14 protein-coding genes and 1 pseudogene are annotated in these 17,255 nt (G+C 70.9%); 4 read left to right on the forward strand and 11 right to left on the reverse strand.

Features of this window, described 5'->3' with window-relative positions; genetic code table 11:
* Positions 1–944: 944 nt before the first annotated feature.
* The 4 genes from uvrC to rsgA form a co-directional block, all read right to left on the reverse strand.
* Positions 945–2,933, reverse strand: coding sequence for an excinuclease ABC subunit UvrC (uvrC, locus tag ACLQ28_RS33890; protein WP_425690334.1), 1,989 nt, complete (start codon positions 2,931–2,933; stop codon positions 945–947).
* Positions 2,934–3,072: 139 nt separating this feature from the next.
* Positions 3,073–3,558, reverse strand: a complete 486-nt coding sequence (locus ACLQ28_RS33895) for a Rieske (2Fe-2S) protein (RefSeq protein WP_425690335.1) — start codon at positions 3,556–3,558, stop codon at positions 3,073–3,075.
* A gap of 255 nt (positions 3,559–3,813) precedes the next feature.
* Entirely contained in the window at positions 3,814–6,759 is a 2,946-nt protein-coding gene (uvrA, locus tag ACLQ28_RS33900; RefSeq protein ID WP_425690336.1) for an excinuclease ABC subunit UvrA, read from the reverse strand.
* Between the two features lie 205 nt (positions 6,760–6,964).
* Complete coding sequence (gene rsgA / locus ACLQ28_RS33905; protein ID WP_425690337.1) at positions 6,965–8,035, reverse strand: ribosome small subunit-dependent GTPase A; 1,071 nt, start codon at positions 8,033–8,035, stop codon at positions 6,965–6,967.
* Between the two features lie 178 nt (positions 8,036–8,213).
* On the opposite strand from rsgA, the gene ACLQ28_RS33910 reads away from it, so the two are divergent.
* Together ACLQ28_RS33910 and ACLQ28_RS33915 are read left to right on the forward strand one after the other, a co-directional pair.
* Positions 8,214–8,930: a maleylpyruvate isomerase family mycothiol-dependent enzyme gene (locus tag ACLQ28_RS33910; protein WP_425690338.1), complete on the forward strand. Its 717-nt coding sequence runs from the start codon at positions 8,214–8,216 to the stop codon at positions 8,928–8,930.
* 7 nt (positions 8,931–8,937) lie between these two features.
* Positions 8,938–9,591 carry an MBL fold metallo-hydrolase gene (locus ACLQ28_RS33915; RefSeq protein WP_425690339.1) on the forward strand — a complete coding sequence of 218 codons (654 nt, stop codon included), beginning with the start codon at positions 8,938–8,940 and terminating at the stop codon, positions 9,589–9,591.
* 198 nt (positions 9,592–9,789) lie between these two features.
* Here ACLQ28_RS33915 and ACLQ28_RS33920 read toward each other — a convergent pair whose 3' ends face one another.
* Positions 9,790–10,398, reverse strand: coding sequence for a DedA family protein (locus tag ACLQ28_RS33920; RefSeq protein ID WP_425690340.1), 609 nt, complete (start codon positions 10,396–10,398; stop codon positions 9,790–9,792).
* Between the two features lie 102 nt (positions 10,399–10,500).
* Complete coding sequence (locus tag ACLQ28_RS33925) at positions 10,501–11,196, reverse strand: class I SAM-dependent methyltransferase (RefSeq protein WP_425690341.1); 696 nt, start codon at positions 11,194–11,196, stop codon at positions 10,501–10,503.
* 182 nt (positions 11,197–11,378) lie between these two features.
* Between ACLQ28_RS33925 and ACLQ28_RS33930 the strand changes: the two genes are divergently transcribed.
* Positions 11,379–11,582 carry a cold-shock protein gene (locus ACLQ28_RS33930; protein ID WP_007462771.1) on the forward strand — a complete coding sequence of 68 codons (204 nt, stop codon included), beginning with the start codon at positions 11,379–11,381 and terminating at the stop codon, positions 11,580–11,582.
* Positions 11,583–11,631: 49 nt separating this feature from the next.
* Here the strand turns inward: ACLQ28_RS33930 and ACLQ28_RS33935 are convergent, their stop codons facing one another.
* From ACLQ28_RS33935 to ACLQ28_RS33955, 5 genes are all read right to left on the reverse strand, one after another.
* Entirely contained in the window at positions 11,632–12,918 is a 1,287-nt protein-coding gene (locus tag ACLQ28_RS33935; RefSeq protein ID WP_425690342.1) for an MFS transporter, read from the reverse strand.
* Positions 12,915–13,490, reverse strand: a complete 576-nt coding sequence (locus ACLQ28_RS33940; RefSeq protein WP_425690343.1) for an ArsR/SmtB family transcription factor — start codon at positions 13,488–13,490, stop codon at positions 12,915–12,917. The genes ACLQ28_RS33935 and ACLQ28_RS33940 overlap by 4 nt, the downstream gene beginning before the upstream one ends.
* Positions 13,491–13,596: 106 nt before the next feature.
* Complete coding sequence (locus tag ACLQ28_RS33945) at positions 13,597–14,478, reverse strand: hypothetical protein (RefSeq protein ID WP_425690344.1); 882 nt, start codon at positions 14,476–14,478, stop codon at positions 13,597–13,599.
* 173 nt (positions 14,479–14,651) lie between these two features.
* Complete coding sequence (locus ACLQ28_RS33950; RefSeq protein ID WP_425690345.1) at positions 14,652–16,316, reverse strand: CocE/NonD family hydrolase; 1,665 nt, start codon at positions 16,314–16,316, stop codon at positions 14,652–14,654.
* 3 nt (positions 16,317–16,319) lie between these two features.
* Positions 16,320–16,835 carry a MarR family winged helix-turn-helix transcriptional regulator gene (locus ACLQ28_RS33955; RefSeq protein ID WP_425690356.1) on the reverse strand — a complete coding sequence of 172 codons (516 nt, stop codon included), beginning with the start codon at positions 16,833–16,835 and terminating at the stop codon, positions 16,320–16,322.
* 114 nt (positions 16,836–16,949) lie between these two features.
* Between ACLQ28_RS33955 and ACLQ28_RS33960 the strand changes: the two are divergent.
* Positions 16,950–17,238: pseudogene (locus ACLQ28_RS33960) on the forward strand (MMPL family transporter); the annotation flags it as partial.
* Between the last annotated feature and the right edge of the window lie 17 nt (positions 17,239–17,255).

Consider the following 17,255-nt stretch of genomic DNA (forward strand, 5'->3'; position numbering starts at 1 on the left):
GGTGAAGGCGAGTCCAGCGGCGGTGAGGGCGGTCTTACGGATCAGATCGGTACGCATGATGGCGTGCTCCTCTGCATCGGGGGTGTCCGCGAGACGCACCCGGGGCGGGTGCGCGGCGGGAGAGTCGTTCTGGGGGTTCGCCCGGCAGCCCACACAGGGGGCCGGCATCGGTGTCTCAAGGGGGTGTAACGATCCCGGGGCGGCGGGTCATTCCGCCTACCTGCCCGGGGGGGGGGGGTGGCCTTGCCACTTCGGCGGCCGGGGGATGTAACCGTGCCGGCCCGGCGGGTGTTCCCGGGGCTGCCCGCGCACCTCAGCCCGGTGGCTACGCGGGGATGTAACCGTGCCGGCCCGGCGGGTGTTCCCGGGGCTGCCGCACGCCTGAGCCCGGGGGCCACGGCGGCATGCCAGGTATAACGACCCCGGCCGGCCCTCGATTCCACCGCCACGGTGACCCCAACCACCGGACGAAACCACCCAGAAAGAACAAACCGGCGGCCTGGTGATCCCGCATGATGGGCGTCGGGGCGTGATCCACACAGTTTCGGCGATGTGGCGCTTTCCGTGCGGCGGGATACCGCCACATCGGCGACATGGAGTCGATCACGCCCCGAGTCGCTGCCTGGCAGCCCTGGGTTCCGCCCGAGGAGTCGACCACCCGTCCCCTTATGAGACAACCCCCCCATACTGGCTGTTGTCACCCCTCGCGCCGCCTCGAAACCACCCTCGGGACCTGGCGCGCCCACCGAGGCGCGGCTCGCCCGCAAGATCGCGCTCAATCCAGGAAACAGTGCCCTCGGTCACGAACGAGGCACCTACAACCAGGATCGAGCACGATCATGCAAGGCGAACGCACCACCGACCGACCACGGGGCAGACGAGAGCGGGCGGCGCGAAGCGGGCGGCGCGAAGCGGGCGGCGCGAAGCGGGCGGCGCGAAGCGCGTCAGGGACCTGGCGTCGGCGCGGTGCCGTCGTCGGCCTTCGCGTCCTTGTCGAGGGCGGCAAGAATCGCCTCGGCGGTACGTTTGCCCACCCCGGGCACCTCGGTGATCTCCTCAACTGTTGCGGCAGAGAGCCGCTTGAGTGAGCCGAAATGACGCAGCAGCGCCTTGCGTCGCACCTCTCCCAGGCCGGGCACGTGGTCCAGCGCGGACTCGGTCATCCGCTTGGAGCGCCGCTGTCGGTGGAAGGTGATGGCGAACCGGTGGGCCTCGTCCCGGACCCGTTGCAGCAGGTAGAGCCCTTCCGAGGTGCGCGGCAGGATGACCGGGAACTCGTCGTCGGGGAGCCAGACCTCCTCCAGCCGCTTGGCCAGCCCACACAGGGCCACGTCATCGATGCCCAGGTCGGCGAGGGCCTGCGCGGCCGCCGCGACCTGAGGGGCACCGCCGTCGACGACCACCAACTGCGGCGGGTACGCGAATTTCCGCGGCCGGCCGGTGGTCGGATCGATCAGGACACCGACCTGCGGCTCCACCGCATTTTCCGGGGCGGCTGGGTCGTCGGTCGACTCCACTCCGACCTCGCCGGTCTCGGCCCTGGCGTCCAGGTAGCGGGCGAAGCGGCGGCGGAGCACCTCGGACATCGCGGAGAGGTCGTCGGTGGCGCCACGGACGATGAACCGCCGGTACTCGCTCTTTCGGGGTAACCCGTCCTCGAAGACCACCATGCTGGCGACCACGTCGGTGCCCTGGATCTGGGAGATGTCGAAACACTCGATGCGCAGCGGCGAGGTGCGCATGCCCAGTGCCTCGCTGATCTCGTCCAGTGCCTTGCCCCGGGTGGTCAGGTCGCCTGAACGCTTCAGCTTGTGCCGGGCCAGCGCGTCCTTGGCGTTGCGCTCCACCGTCTCCATGAGTGAGCGTTTGTCACCGCGCTGCGGCACCCGCAGTGACACCCGGCTGCCTCGGTGGTTGGAGAGCCAGTCGGCCAGCGCGTCGGCGTCTGCGGGCAACTCGGGCACCAACAACTCTCGGGGTACGTCGGTTTCGCCGTGCTCGCCGCCGTATACCTGGGTGCAGAAGTGGTGCACCAGGTCGCCGGTGGTCAGGTCCTCGGTCTTTTCCACCACCCAGCCCCGCTGGCCGCGGACCCGGCCGTCGCGGACGTGGAAGACCTGCACGGCAGCCTCGAGCGGGTCGTCGGCGAACGCGACCACGTCGGCGTCGGTGCCGTCGCCCAGCACCACGGTCTGCTTCTCCATGGCCCGGCGCAGCGCGGCCACGTCGTCGCGCAGCCGGGCGGCGCGTTCGAACTCCAGTTGCTCGCTCGCCTCGGTCATCTCGCGCTCGATCTTGCGGACCATGGTGTCGGTGCGCCCGGCCATGAAGTCGCAGAACCCGTCGACGATCGCGCGGTGTTCGTCGGCGGAGACGGTGCCTACGCACGGCGCCGAGCATTTGCCGATGTATCCGAGCAGGCAGGGACGGCCGACCTGACCGGCCCGTTTGAACACCCCGGCGGAGCATGTCCGGGCGGGGAACACGCGCAGCAGCAGGTCGAGGGTCTCCCGGATCGCCCAGGCGTGCGAATACGGCCCGAAGTAGCGCACCCCCTTGCGCTTCGCGCCGCGCATCACCTGTAGCCGTGGGTATTCCTCGTCGAGGGTGACGGCCAGGTAGGGATACGACTTGTCGTCGCGGTAGCGAACGTTGAACCGCGGGTCGTACTGCTTGATCCAGGTGAACTCCTGCTGGAGCGCCTCGACCTCGGTGCCGACGGTGATCCAGTCCACCGATTCGGCGGTGGTGACCATCTGCCTCGTGCGGTCGTGCAGGTTCCACACGTCGCCGAAGTAGGAGTTGAGCCGGCTGCGGAGGTTTTTCGCCTTGCCGACGTAGATCACTCGGCCGGTGCCGTCGCGGAAGCGGTAGACCCCTGGTGACTCCGGGATGGTGCCGGGTGCGGGGCGGTAGGTCGAGGGGTCAGCCACGCCAGCAAGCCTAGTCCGCAGCACCGACAGCCCACCGCAAGCGCTAGATCCACTCCGGTTTACGGGAAGTCGGGGTGTCGGCGGGGCGGCGGACACCCCGACTACCGGGACGTGGGTCGGCCAGACAGGCGCGTGCGCGTCAGGCCAGTGAGATCTGGTCTCCGGTGACCTTGATCTCCTTGGGCGGCAGCGGCTTGGTGGCCGGGCCGGCCTTCACCGAGCCGTCCTCGATCGAGAACTTGCTGCCGTGGCAGGTGCAGTTGATGGTGCCGCCGTCGACGTTCGTCACCGGGCAGTTCTGGTGGGTGCAGATCGGGCTGAAGCCCTTGAACTGGCCTGCGGTGGGTTGGGTGATGACCACGCCGTCGGTGGCGAGGACCTTGCCCCCACCGACGGGGATGTCGGCGGTGGTGGCCAGCGACTGGGCGCCCTGCCGGTCGCCGCCGCCGGCGTCTCCGGTATTGGTCACCGCCGGGCCGCCGCTGGTGGGAGCGGCGCTGCCGTTGCCGTCGTCCTGGTTGCCGCAAGCAGCCAGGACGACGGCCGCGCCGACAGCCCCGACGCCGGTGAGCAGGGTACGACGTGTCTGCGTACCCTGACCGGTCAGCGCCTGATCGTCACTCATGCCTCGCCTCTCTCTAGCCCGCTGCGCCGCTTGGAAAGCCGGCCACACTTCTCCACACGGGCAACTGTGCCGGATGGTTCAGCGCGGCACCTGTCCGACCGGGGAAATGGGCCGGGACGGGCTCCGGACCGGCTCGCCCACGCCCGACCGGGCGCGCGCGGACCCGACCGACCCCGCCCCGCAATCCGCGCACGCGAACCCGACCCGCAATCGGCGTACGCGAGCTCGACGAGACTCGCCCCTGGGGAGTCGAGGTCAGCGCGCGGCGGTCGGCACCTTGCGGCTGGCCCGTGCCTTGGTGACGCCGTTGGCCTTGGCCGCCCGGGTGGTGGCAGCGGCCGCGCCCTTGGCTTCGCCGTCGAGCTTGAGCACCTGGCGCAGGAACTGGCCGGTGTGGCTCTCAGCCACCTCGGCGACTTCCTCGGGGGTGCCGGTGGCGAGCACGGTGCCGCCCCGGTGACCCCCCTCCGGGCCCATGTCGATCAGCCAGTCAGCCGTCTTGATCACGTCGAGGTTGTGCTCGATGGTGATCACGGTGTTGCCCTTGTCGACCAGCCCTTCCAGCACCATCAGGAGCTTGCGGATGTCCTCGAAGTGCAGACCGGTGGTCGGCTCGTCGAGCACGTAGACCGTCCGCCCAGTGGAGCGCTTCTGCAACTCGGAGGCGAGCTTGACCCGCTGTGCCTCACCGCCGGAGAGAGTCGGCGCGGGCTGACCGAGGCGTACGTAGCCGAGGCCGACGTCGACCAGGGTCTTGAGGTGCCGGTGGATGGCCGGGATGGCGGAGAAGAACTCGGCGGCCTCCTCGATCGGCATCTCCAGCACGTCCGAGACGGTCTTGCCCTTGTAGTGCACCTCGAGGGTTTCCCGGTTGTACCGGGCGCCCTTGCAGACCTCGCAGGGGACGTACACGTCGGGCAGGAAGTTCATCTCGATCTTGATGGTGCCGTCGCCGGAGCACGCCTCGCAGCGCCCGCCCTTGACGTTGAACGAGAACCGACCTGGGCCATAGCCGCGCACCTTCGCCTCGGTGGTCTCGGCGAAGAGCTTGCGGACGTGGTCCCAGACCCCGGTGTAGGTGGCCGGGTTGGAGCGCGGCGTCCGGCCGATCGGCGACTGGTCCACGCCGACGACCTTGTCCACGTGCTCCAGGCCGGAGACCCGGGTGTGTCGGCCGGGGACCAGCCGGGCGCCGTTGATCTGGTTGGCCAGCACGGCGTAGAGGATGTCGTTGACCAGCGTCGACTTGCCCGAGCCACTCACCCCCGTGACCGCGATCAGCTGGCCCAGCGGGAACGGCACGGTCAGGTTGCGTAGGTTGTGCTCACGCGCGCCGTGCACCACCAGGTCCCGGGCCGGATCCTGCGGGCGGCGCGTCGTCGGCGTCGGGATCGACCGCCGCCCGGACAGGTACGCCCCGGTGATCGACTCCTTGTTCTTCAGTAGGGCCGGCACCGAGCCGCTGTGCACGATCTTGCCGCCGTGCTCACCCGCGCCGGGCCCGATGTCGACGATCCAGTCGGCGGTGCGGATGGTGTCCTCGTCGTGCTCCACCACGATCAGCGTGTTGCCCAGACCGCGCAGCCGGATCAGGGTCTCGATCAGCCGGTGGTTGTCGCGCTGGTGCAGCCCGATCGACGGCTCGTCGAGCACGTAGAGCACGCCCACCAGGCCGGAGCCGATCTGGGTGGCCAGCCGGATGCGCTGCGCCTCACCGCCGGACAGCGTGCCGGCCGGCCGGTCGAGAGAGAGGTAGTCCAGACCCACGTCGAGCAGGAACCGCAGCCGGGCGTTGATCTCCTTGAGGACCCGCTCGGCGATCATCTTCTGCCGGTCGGTGAGCTCGATGCCGGCGAGCAGGTCGGCGCACTCCCCCACGGACAGGTTGCAGACCTCGGCGATGCTCTTGCCGGCCAGCGTGACCGCGAGCACCTCGGGCTTGAGCCGGGCTCCGCCGCATGCCGCACACGGCACGTCGCGCATGTAGCCCTCGTACTTGTCGCGGGACGACTCGGACTCGGTGTCGGAGTGCCGGCGCTCGATCCACTGCACCACGCCCTCGAAGCCGGTGTAATAGGAGCGCTCGCGGCCGTACTTGTTGCGGTAGCGCACGTGCACCTGGTCGTCGGAGCCGTGCAGGATCGTCTTCTGCGCACGCGCCGGCAACGCCCGCCACGGGGTGTCGACGTCGAAGTGCTGCGCGTCGCCGAGGGCCTCCAGCAGGCGCAGGAAGTATTCCAGGTTGTGCCCGGTGGACCAGGGCTGGATGGCGCCCTCGCGCAGGCTGCGTTCCGGGTCGGGGACCAGCAGCTCCGGGTCGACCTCCTTCTTGGTGCCCAGGCCGGTGCATTCCGGGCAGGCGCCGTACGGAGCGTTGAAGGAGAAGACCCGGGGCTCGAGATCCTCGATGGCGAGCGGGTGGTCGTTGGGGCAGGCCAGGTGCTCGGAGTAGCGGCGCTCCCGCTCCGGGTCGCCCTCCGGGAGGTCGACGAAGTCGAGCAGCACCAGGCCACTGGACAGACCCAGGGCGGCCTCGACCGAGTCAGTCAGCCGCTGCTTGGCGCTCGGCTTGACGGTGAGTCGGTCGATCACCACCTCGATGGTGTGCTTCTCCTGCTTCTTGAGCTTCGGCGGCTCGGTCAGCGGGTGCACCACGCCGTCGACCCGGGCCCGGGCATAGCCCTTGGCCTGCAGCTCGGCGAAGAGGTCGACGTACTCGCCCTTACGGCCGCGGATGACCGGCGCGAGCACCATGAACTTGGTGCCCTCGGCCATGGCGAGGACCCGGTCGACGATCTGCTGGGGGCTCTGCCGCGAGATCCGCTCGCCACAGACCGGGCAGTGCGGCTCGCCGACGCGGGCGTAGAGCAGGCGCAGGTAGTCGTAGACCTCGGTGATGGTGCCGACGGTCGAACGCGGGTTGCGCGAGGTGGACTTCTGGTCGATGGAGACGGCAGGGCTCAGACCCTCGATGAAGTCGACGTCTGGCTTGTCCATCTGGCCGAGGAACTGCCGGGCGTACGACGAGAGCGACTCGACGTAGCGGCGCTGCCCCTCGGCGAAGATCGTGTCGAAGGCCAGGCTCGACTTGCCCGACCCGGACAGCCCGGTGAACACGATGAGTGCGTCCCGGGGCAGGTCGAGGCTGACGTCACGCAGGTTGTGCTCGCGCGCGCCACGGATGATCAGTCGGTCGACCACGGTGCGTGTACTCCCGGGAGAAGACGAAGCGAAGAATCTGTCCCGCTCTGGGGTGGTTTTGAGCGGTCGTGCGGGCGCGGAAAACACGCCTCGGCAACTCTAGCCCCGAGGTACGACAGTTTTCCCCGCCCGCACATTCCCCCAGCTCAGCCCGGTCGGCCGCGCCGATCAGATGCTCTTGGCCGCGTCGCTTGCGAGCGTCGGGTCAGTAGCCCCCGGGCGACGGGGGCCGGGCTGCCCGACGCCGGGCCGAACGCCACCCACCGCGCCGCTCCGCTGCCAGCCGTGCCTCCCGCCGTCGGCTCTCGTGGGACACCTCCCCCTGCAACCGCCGCCAGCTCTCCCAGCGGCGGGTGGAGAGCTCGCCGGTCTGCAGCGCCTCGCGGACCGCGCAGGCGGGCTCGCCGTCGTGCCCGCAGTCGGCGTACCGGCAACCCTCGGCCAGCCCGGCGATATCGGCGAACGCCCGGTCGAGCCCGGCCGCGCCGTCCAGCAGGCCGACCGCCCGCACACCCGGCGTGTCGATCACCGCGCCGCCGCCGGGGATCGGCACGAGGGCCCGCCAGGTGGTGGTGTGCCGACCTTTGCCGTCGACCCGCCGGATCGCCTGGGTGGGCATCATCACCGCCCCGACCAGAGCGTTGACCAGGCTCGACTTGCCGGCGCCGGACGGCCCGAGCAGGCCGAGCGTGCGGCCGGGCGTCACCTCGGCGCGCAGGGGGCCCAGCCCGACGCCACGCTCGGCGCTGACCGCCAGGACCGGAACCCCGGGGGCGACCGCGGCCAACTGGCGGGCCAGCGCGGCCGGGTCGGCCGCGAGGTCGGCCTTCGTCAACACGATCAGCGGCCGGGCACCGGACTCGTGGGCCAGGGAGAGCAGCCGTTCGATCCGGCCCACGTCCGGCTCGGGGTGCACCGGCTCCACCACGGCGGCCGCGTCGAGGTTGGCGGCCAGCACCTGGCCGCTGGCGTCCTTGCCAGCGGTACGGCGGATCAGCGCGGCCCGCCGTGGCAGCACGGCCTCCACGGTGACGCGCCGGTCGGGCCAGTGTGTGAGCAGCACCCAGTCCCCGGCGCAGGGCAGTGCGGACGGGTCCCGGGCCGCAGCGGCCAGCACCGCCCCGCCCAGGCTGGCCCGGGCGGGGCCGGCCGCCGTGAGCACCGTGCAGACCCCCCGGTCCACCCGGGCCACCCGGCCCGGGGGGTGCTCGCCGCGTCGCGCGGCGTAGGCCGCCCGCTCGGCGTCCCAGCCGAGGGCGGTCAGATCTATCGTCATGGCATCCTCATCGGTGTCGAAGCTGGTGATGGCGGAACACGCGTGCCACGTCCGGCATGATCACCACCTCCGTCCGATGTCCCGGTGCCGCGTCTGCCGCTGACGGTAGGTCGCGCGCCGACTCGCCGAAAGCGATTTCCCCGGCGACGGTGCGACGGCGGACCGCTAGGGTCGACGGGTGACCACGGATCCGCTGCTGCTGATGGGCGAGGTGGACGCGGCCACCAGCCGACTCCTGCGTACCGCAGCCTCTTTCGACGCCAAGGACCTGGCCGCCGCGTCGCTGCTTCCAGGCTGGACGCGCGGCCACGTGCTGGCACATCTGGCGCGCAACGCCGACGGCTTCGTCAACCTGCTCACCTCGGCCCGCACCGGCGAGGCGCTGCCGATGTACGCCTCGTTGGCGGCCCGCACGACGGACATCGAAGTCGGCTCGGGCCGGCCACCCGCTGAGCACCTGGACGACCTGCGGCGCACCGCGGATCTGTTCACCGAGGCGGTCGCGGCGATGCCGGCCGAGGCCTGGGCAGCGACGGTGCAGGCCCGGCGGGGCCCGTGGCCGGCCGCGCTGCTCGTCTGGGGTCGCCTGCGCGAGATCGAGGTGCACCACCTCGACCTGGCCGCCGACTACCGACCCGCCGACTGGTCGGAGACGTTCGCCCACCGGCTGCTGCGCGAGGCCGCCAGCCACCACGCCACGGGGCCGACACCGCCGTCGATGGTGCTGCACCCCGACGGCATCGAGCACGAGGTGGTGATCTCCGACCGCGACGGCGCCCCGATCGTCGCCGGTCCCCTCCCCGACCTCGCCGCCTGGCTGATCGGCCGCGCCGACGGCGAGCCGCTCTCTGTCACCCCCGACGGTCCCCTGCCTACTCCACCGGAATGGATATAGAAACGTCATGACATACAGCGGAGACGTCACCCACGGCGGCGCGCCGGCGGTACGAGAGCTGGACGGGCTGACCATCAGCAAGCTGTCGGTCGGCCCGATGGACAACAACGCCTACCTGCTGCGCTGCACGGGCACCGGTGAGCAGGTGCTGATCGACGCCGCCAACGAGGCGCCCCGGCTGCTGGACCTGATCGGCGACGGCGGGCTCACCGCCGTGGTCACGACTCACCAGCATATGGATCACTGGGTGGCGCTGGAAGAGGTGGTCGCCAAGACCGGTGCCCGGGCGCTGGTGCACGCCGACGACGCGGCCGGGCTGCCGATCGAGGCGGAGCGTCTGGCCGACGGCGACACCGTGCAGGTCGGCGACTGCGCGCTGGAGGTCATCCACATCAAGGGGCACACCCCGGGTTCGATCGCGCTGCTCTACCGCGACCCGGCCGGCACCCCGCACCTTTTTACTGGCGACAGTCTTTTCCCAGGTGGAATTGGCAACACGGACAAGGACCCGGAACGCTTCGCCGCGCTGATCGACGACGTCGAGCACAAGCTGTTCGATCAGCTACCGGATGACACCTGGTTCTACCCCGGCCACGGCAAGGACAGCACCCTGGGAGCAGAACGCCCAGCCCTCCCCCAGTGGCGAGCAAGAGGCTGGTAACCCAGCAAACAGAGAACCCGACGTCGACCAAGAACCACCAAGATCAAAACCCGTCGTGGGGGGGGGGGCCCCCCCCCCCCCCCCCCCACCCCCCCCCCCCCCCCCCCCCCCCCCCCCCCCCCCCCCCCCCGCCCCCCACCGCAACCACTGCCCCCCACCGCAACCACTGCCCCCACCGCAACCAGCAAGCCCCACCCCTCAGCCAACGACGGAGAACAGCCGCCGCCGCGTCCCCAGCAGCACGACGGAAGCCAGCACCAGCCCGACCCCCATGGTGACCAGCAGCGGACTGGGGTTCCCCGGCAGCAGCCCGGCCAGTGACCGGGACGCGGTGCCCAACGCGAGGTAGAGACCGGCCCAGGCGGCGGCGCCGAGGGCCGCGCAGCCGAGGAATCGCCGGTACGACATTCGTAGACCACCGGCGGCCAGTGGAAGCAGCGCGTTGAACACGGGCAGGAACGGCGCGACGACCATCATCCGGCCGCCGCCTCGACGCAAGATGCCCTCCGCCGCGGTCCAGCGCGTCTCGCCAATCCAGCCGCCGATCCGGCTGTGTCGCAGCCGCTCGGAGTAGCGACGGCCCATCAGGAAGCTCAGCGACCAGCCTCCCAGGCAGCCGACCAGCACTGCGGCGAAGGTGGCCAGCCCGGTGGTCGGGCGGCCCACCCCGACGGCGGCCAGGATCGCCACGTCGCCGGGGACCAGGACACCCAGCAGGGGTACGGCGTCGAAGAGCATGACGAGCCCGAGAGCACCCATCAGCAGCAGGACGGGCAGTTCTCCGATCTGGGCCAGCCATTGCGTCATGCCTCGTACGCTATGGCCGCCGCACCACCCTGGGCATCCGGTCGTAGCCCCCATGCACCCCTGGTATCCGCCTCGGGGTCGCCCCTGAGACGGCACCTCACCTCAGGCGGGCCGCAGCACCTGCACCCAACGTAACGACGAGTCGACCGACGGTTCGGTGGTGGGCACCGGATAGTCGGCCAGCACCGTCAGGCGGTCCGCCGGTAGGTGCCCCCGGCCGGGGTCGCCGACGAGCACCTCGGCACCCCCGGCTGCGGCCCTCTGCAGGAACGGCAGCATCCGGTCGGCCATCGCGCGGTCGTAGAAGACGTCCCCGGCGACCACCAGGTCAGCCTCCGCTTCGGTGCTGTCGAGCAGGTCGTCTCCGAAGGCGTCGATGGCGACCCGGTTGGCCCGCGCGTTGAGCGTGACGGCGGCGACGGCGTACGGGTCGATGTCGTTGGCGGTCACCTGCGCGGCGCCGGCGAGCGCGGCGGCGATGGCCACCAGCCCCGACCCGGCGGCGAGGTCGAGCACTCGGCGTCCGGCGGCGAGCTCCGGATGGTCCAGGAGGTAACGGGCCAGGGCTTGGCCTCCGGCCCAGGCGGACGCCCAGTACGGCGCTGGCAGGGCATGCCCGACGGCAGCCTCCATCCGAGCCCACCAGACGATCGCGTCTTCGGCCAGGTGCAGCCGCACCTCGGGTACGAACGGGGTGGGTACCAACCGGAGCCGGTCCAGGCCGGCGCCGGGCGCGTCGATCTCGCGCTCAAGCTCGGTCAGCGCGTCGGCTGCGGCACCCCTCATCGGCGCAAGCATGCCCCAGCGGAGGGTAATCGGGGCAGCTTTCGCATGCCGGCGCGCAGAAGTTCACCCGACTTCACACGAAGACCTACGGCACTTCGGCCAGCGGATCGGGGTTTTGCCCGTTACTGTCGAACAGGTACGGGCGATCATCGGCCAGAGGCCGAGGGTCAGCCGCTTTGAACAGGGAGAGATGCATGGCAACCGGCACGGTTAAGTGGTTCAACTCGGAAAAGGGCTTCGGCTTCATCGAGCAGGACGGTGGAGGGCCGGACGTGTTCGTCCACTACTCCGCCATCGCTTCGAGCGGCTACCGGGAGCTCAACGAGGGCCAGAAGGTCGAGTTCGAGGTGACCCAGGGGCAGAAGGGTCCGCAGGCGGACAACGTCCGCCCGATGTAGCTCCGTGCCGGTAACGGCGGCCGGGACTCCGGCCGCCGTTGCAGCGCACTCAAGACGCCGCCGGGGCGGCGGGCAGGTCCCGCCGCCTCCGGATTGGCCCGATCAACAGAATCAACGGGGTGAACGCCAACCAGGCGGTCATCACTCCGATCGCCGTGTCGACGCCGCAGCCCGCGCCGATGGCACCCGCCAGCACGGCCGCCAGCGGGATCGTGCCGTAGTTGAGCAGTTGCATGCTCACCGTCACCCGGCCCAGCAGGTGGTGTGGCGTGTACGCCTGTCGGAATGCGCCCTTGACCACGTTGCCGATGGCCACACCGAGGCCGATCAGCACGCCGCCGAGTGCCGGCCAGATCAGCCCGACGCCGGGTGCGGCGAGCGGGATGAGCAGTGCGGGCGGGCCGGTGAGCGTCGCCCCGAGCAGCAGGGCCCGTGCGGTGCCGCAGTGCCGGGCCACCGTGGTGGCGAGCAGCGCGCCGATGATCCCGCCGACGCTCATCACGCCGACCAGCGCGCCCACCAGGCCCGGCTCGAGACGCAACTCGCGGACCAGGAAGACAACCAGGACGGCCTGGTAGCCGGTCAGACCGATGTTGCTGGCCGCGCCGAAGACGGTGAGCACCCGCAGGTACGGGTCCCGGGCGACGAAGCGCAGCCCTTCGGCGATGTCCCGGCGCAGTGACCGGGATCGGTCCACTCGGCGTACGCGTGGTTCGACGGTGCGGATCCGCAGCAGGAAGGCCGCGGAGAGCAGGAACGTGAGCGCGTCCAGCACCAGCGCGGCGATGGCACCGGTGAGCTGGGCGATCAGGCCGGCGAGGCCGGGCCCGACGACGTAGCTCGTGGTCTGGGTCGCCTGGAGTTTCGCGTTGCCCTCCGGCAGTTGCTCGGGTCGCAGCAGCACCGGCAGGTACACCTGGTCGGCGGTCTCGAAGAAGACCCGCGCGGCGCCGGCGCTGAGGGCGACCACGAGCAGGTGCACGACGGTGAGCCGGTCCAGCACGGCGGCCAGCGGCACGCTGAGGAAGGCCACTGCGCAGAGCAGGTCGCAGACCACCATCACCGGTCGACGGGGCAGCCGGTCCACCCATGCGCCGACCGGCAGGCCGATCAGCAGCCAGGGCAGCCAGGCAGCGGCGGTGAGGACCGCCACCTGGAAGGTGCCGGCGTTGAGAACGGAGACCGCGACCAGGGGCAGCGCGACCGTGGTGACGTTGCTGCCGACGCTGCTGACCGTCTGGCCGGCCCAGAGCAGTCGAAAGTCCCGGTGCCGCAGCAGCCCGCCGCCCTTGCGGGTCGGGGTCGGGGTCGGATCGCTGCGGGTGTCGGCGGTCACGGGCGGGCCGGCACGCCGTGGACGAACACGAAGACCGGCCGGCGGTCGGCGTCGTCGGCGGACAGGTCCCGGTTGGCCCAGCGCCTGAGCAGGTCAATCATCTCGCGACTGAGCTCGGCCAACTCGTCGGGGGTGAGGCGCAGCCAGTGGTCGGTGGAGAACGGTGCGTCGTCCCAGGTGGACTGCTCCGACTCGTCGGCTGCGTGCCACGCCCGGGCCAGGGCGACGTGCCGGTCCAGGTTGAGCGAGGTGGCGGCGTCGGCGACCGCGCGGGCGGCCGGGTCGGCGTCGAAGTCGGTGTTGGTCCAACGCAGCGCTCGGGTGACCAACCGCCACCAGCGCTCGCGCCGATCCCGGGCCAACTCGGGAGCCTCGGTGACGAGGTCCGCGGCGGCGAGGACCTTGAGGTGGTGGCTGACGTTCGCGGGTGCCTGGTCGGTGCGGTCGGCGAGCAGGCCGACGGTCGAGGGCCCGTGCACCTTGAGCACGTCCATCAAGCGGCGGCGCAGCGGGTGGGCCATGGCAGCGAGCACCCGCGAGTCGGTGATCTGCCGTACGTCGGGACTGTCCATGCCGCCAGAATCACACCCGCAACGACTATTGCGCAATAGTTATTGCCCAACAGCCGTTGCGGATGCGTTCAGAGAGGCGACCCGGCGGGTAACGAGCCGCCCCCGGTCAGGCGACCAGTCGGCGAGCCAACTCGTCGGCGACCTGCTTGGCCACGGTGGGCGGGATGGCCGCGGCGATCTTCTCCGGTGACAGTCTGGCCAGCACGCCCTGGGCGATCACCGCTTCGTCGGTGTAGCCCTTCCCGGCCAGTGCGTTGAGCGTGGCCTGCAGGGCAGTGAGCTGCTTCGTCATCGCCTGCAGGTTCCAGTTGCCGATCACCGGGGCACCGGTGTCGTCCCGACCCTCCGCCATCCGGGTGTAGATCTGCCCGATCGGGTTACGGCCGTCGAGCACTGTGATGTTCTTATGGACGGTGGCCAGCCAGGTGTGTTCTTCGGGGGTCATGTCGTCGTCCTCCAGGAGTCCGATGGAGCTCAGATAGCGACGGAACAACGGCCGCTGGTCGCGGCCCGCCTTGGTCGCGTCACGAAAGAAGCTGAAGTGGGTGTGCCAGCGGTGCGAACTGTCGCCGGTGCTGCGCTTGCCGAGACGGTCCCACCGCTTCACGGTCGAGCCGTCGGGGCTGTAGATGATCTCGCGGATGTCCCGGGTGTCGGCTGCGTTCGCGGCGCACTGCCCGACGCACCAGAGCGAGAAACTGGACAGGGTGTTCGTGCGGCCACCGGAGCGGACCTCGAAACCGCCGACATCCAGCGCCGCAGCGTCGAGGGTCAGGCCGGCCTTGTCCCGGGGTGACTCCACCACCGAGTAGTCATTGGTGACCACTCGGTCCGATCCGCAGTGGTAACCGCCCCGGTGGGCGGGATCCGCGACGATGCCGACCTCCGCCGGCTCGAGGTCTTCGGGCCGATCGGTGTTCGGGTCGATGTTGAGGTGGGCGAGGAGCAGGCTGCGGACAGCCAACAGATTGGACGGGGCGCGGGTCATCGGCCCCCCTCTCAGAAAGTACGGGGACCAAAAGCGATGTCACACCGTGTAGGCGGCGTGGGCTTCAGGCAGGGCCCGGTCTAACTCGTGCTTGGCGCCGGGCGATGGCCCAACCATAACCCCATCAATACATGAATGCCCAGGTCAGAGCGACTTTATTTCTGATTACGAGATCACTGACCAGAGTGGATGATCGGCAGCAGCACCGCAGAGGGGTGCGCCGGGTCGTGCAGAATCTGCCGCCAGCCGGCACGCAGCGTGATCGCCGTGCCGAGGGGTTCGCCGGTGCCTGGGTTGCGCGCCCACCGCGGATGGGCGCCGCCGGCGACCTGCACCCGCAGCCGGTGCCCGGCCGCGAACCGGTACGCGGTCGGCCAGAGCGAGACCGAAACCCGCATCACCCCGGACGGGTCGGTGGGGAAGCGCTCGGGTGTCACCCGCACCAGACCGTCGCAGACGTTCCACGAACATCCTCGTTTGTCCACATCGCACAGCCGCACGTAGACGTCCAGGTGCGGCAGTTCACTGCGGACGTGGATCTCGGCGCGTACCGGACCGATCACCTCGACCGGCCCGGTCAGCGGGGCGCTGGTGTAGGTCAGCACGTCGGGGCGGGCCTCGACGGTCCGGTTGTCGACGGGGCCGGCCCGCTTGGCGACGAGCAGCGGGCCGCCCAGCGACGGGGTGGGGTCGGCCGGGTCGTACCGGAACTCGTCCGGTGCCGACGTGACCGGCTGGCGCACGGCCAGCTCACCACCCGAATGCAGGTGCCAGGCAGTCTCGACCGCCGGCGGTGGCCAGCCCGGCAGGTCCCGCCAACCGCCGCCGGGACCACCCACGTGCAGCCGGACCGGGGCGGACGCGTCACGCGACCGCCCACCGGCCGGGGGCGGAGCCACGAGGTGTTCGTCGAGCCAGGTCAGCCCCTCCCGCAGTGCGGCCACGAACAATCCGGGACTGCCGTGCGTCCACGGGCCGATCACCAGGCGCGGCTGCGCACCGGCGGCGCGCAGGGTGGCGTGGTCGTCGAGCTGGGCGGGCAGGAAGATGTCGTGCCAACCGGTGACCATGACCACCGGCGCCCGCACTCGGGCCACCCGGTCGGCGAAGACACGGTTTCGCCAGTACCCGGCCTGCGGGGTGTGGTGGCGCAGCCACTCCTGAAAGAACGGGATGGTCACGCCGGTGGCCACCCGGTCGGCGTCCACGAGCGGTAGGTGCTCGAGCGCGGCGGCCAGCCGCGGCTGGCCCCGCTTGAGCTCCCACTGCCGGGACAGCCACGGCACGGTCTGCGCGTGCAGCAACTCGGCCCAGGTCAGCACCGTGTCCAGGGCGAAGGACTCCCCCGCGTACGTCGAGTCCCGGGTGGCCGAGGCGGTCACCACGGCGACCATCGCGCGCAGCTCGTCACCGGCGTCAGCGGCCAGCGCCCACTGCGCGAAACCCTGGTAGCTGACCCCGAACATGCCGAGCTGGCCGGACCACCACGGCTGGCGACGCAGCCAGTCCAGGGTGTCCACTCCGTCGTCGCGTTCGTGCACCAGCGGGGCGAACGTCCCACCGGAACCGCCGGTGCCCCGGCAGGACTGGATCACCGCGTGCCGGCCCCGCGCGGCCAGCAGCCGGCCGAGCAGTCGCAACGGGCCGCCCCGCCCGTACGGGGTACGGATCAGCACGGTCGGCGCGTCCTGGGCTCCCGGGGCGTAGTGATCGGTGCGCAGCACCACACCGTCGCGGGCCCGGATCGGGATATCGCGAGTGACCCGCACCGGGCCAGGGCTGGTCGGTGGCAACCGCAGCGCGACGCCGGCGAGGCGGGTGAGGAGCCGGCCCGGCACGGGTCAGACCGTCGGCCGGCGGGGCGACTCGGGCCGGGCGGCGCGCACGGCGTCGCGGTGCCCCCGCAGCGACTCGCTCATCTCCGCCATGAACCGGTGCACCACCTCCAGCTCGTCCTCCTCGAAGCGGGCCATCACCGTGTCGGTGCGGACGCCCAGCGGCTGGAAGAACCCCATGGCCAGGGCCGCTCCCTGGTCGGCGTAGTGCAGCAGCACCTTGCGGCGGTCGACGGTGTCCCGGTCCCGGCGGATGTGGCCGACTCGCTCCAGCCGGTCGATCAGGGCGGTCACCGAGCCGGAGGAGAGGTTGAGCTGCTCACCGAGCCGGCCGGGGGTGATCGGGTCACCGAGCACCTCGGCGTCCATCACGGCGATCAACGCCTGCAGGTCGGTCGGGTTGAGGCCGTGCAGGTTGGCGAAGGCGTGGCCGACCTGCTGTGCGTCCACCGCGTACCGCCGGAGGTTGTTGGTGATCTCCGCGACCAACTGCTCGCGGCGCGTGACGCGCCGCCGGTACATGCCGTGAGTCGCCACCTCGCGCCGCTCTTCCCGTCGTCGGTCCCCCGGGTTGCAGCATAGAACAGCCCTCGATAATCTCGGCCATCAAGAAACTCAGGTTTCGAAAGACCTTGGGGTCAGCTGATGTCTGCGCTGCGGGTCACCGGCGGGGTGATCACGAGCGCCGGAGTGCTGCTCGCCGCGGTCTTCGCCGTGCTCGGCGTGCTGCCGCTGATCACGCTGACCCAGATCGGCATCATCGTCTGCATCGGCGTCCTGCTCGACACCCTGCTGGTCCGCACCGTCCTGGTGCCGGCGCTGGCGTTCGTGCTCGGGGGACCGCTTCTGGTGGCCCGGCCGGATCACCCGCGACCGCCCGGAGGACATCGCGGCGTCGCCGGAGCCGGTCGCCGCACGCGACTGACCGACGGGTGCGGCGGG

The organism is Micromonospora sp. DT201 (assembly GCF_049841575.1).
In the GTDB taxonomy this organism is placed as follows: domain Bacteria; phylum Actinomycetota; class Actinomycetes; order Mycobacteriales; family Micromonosporaceae; genus Micromonospora.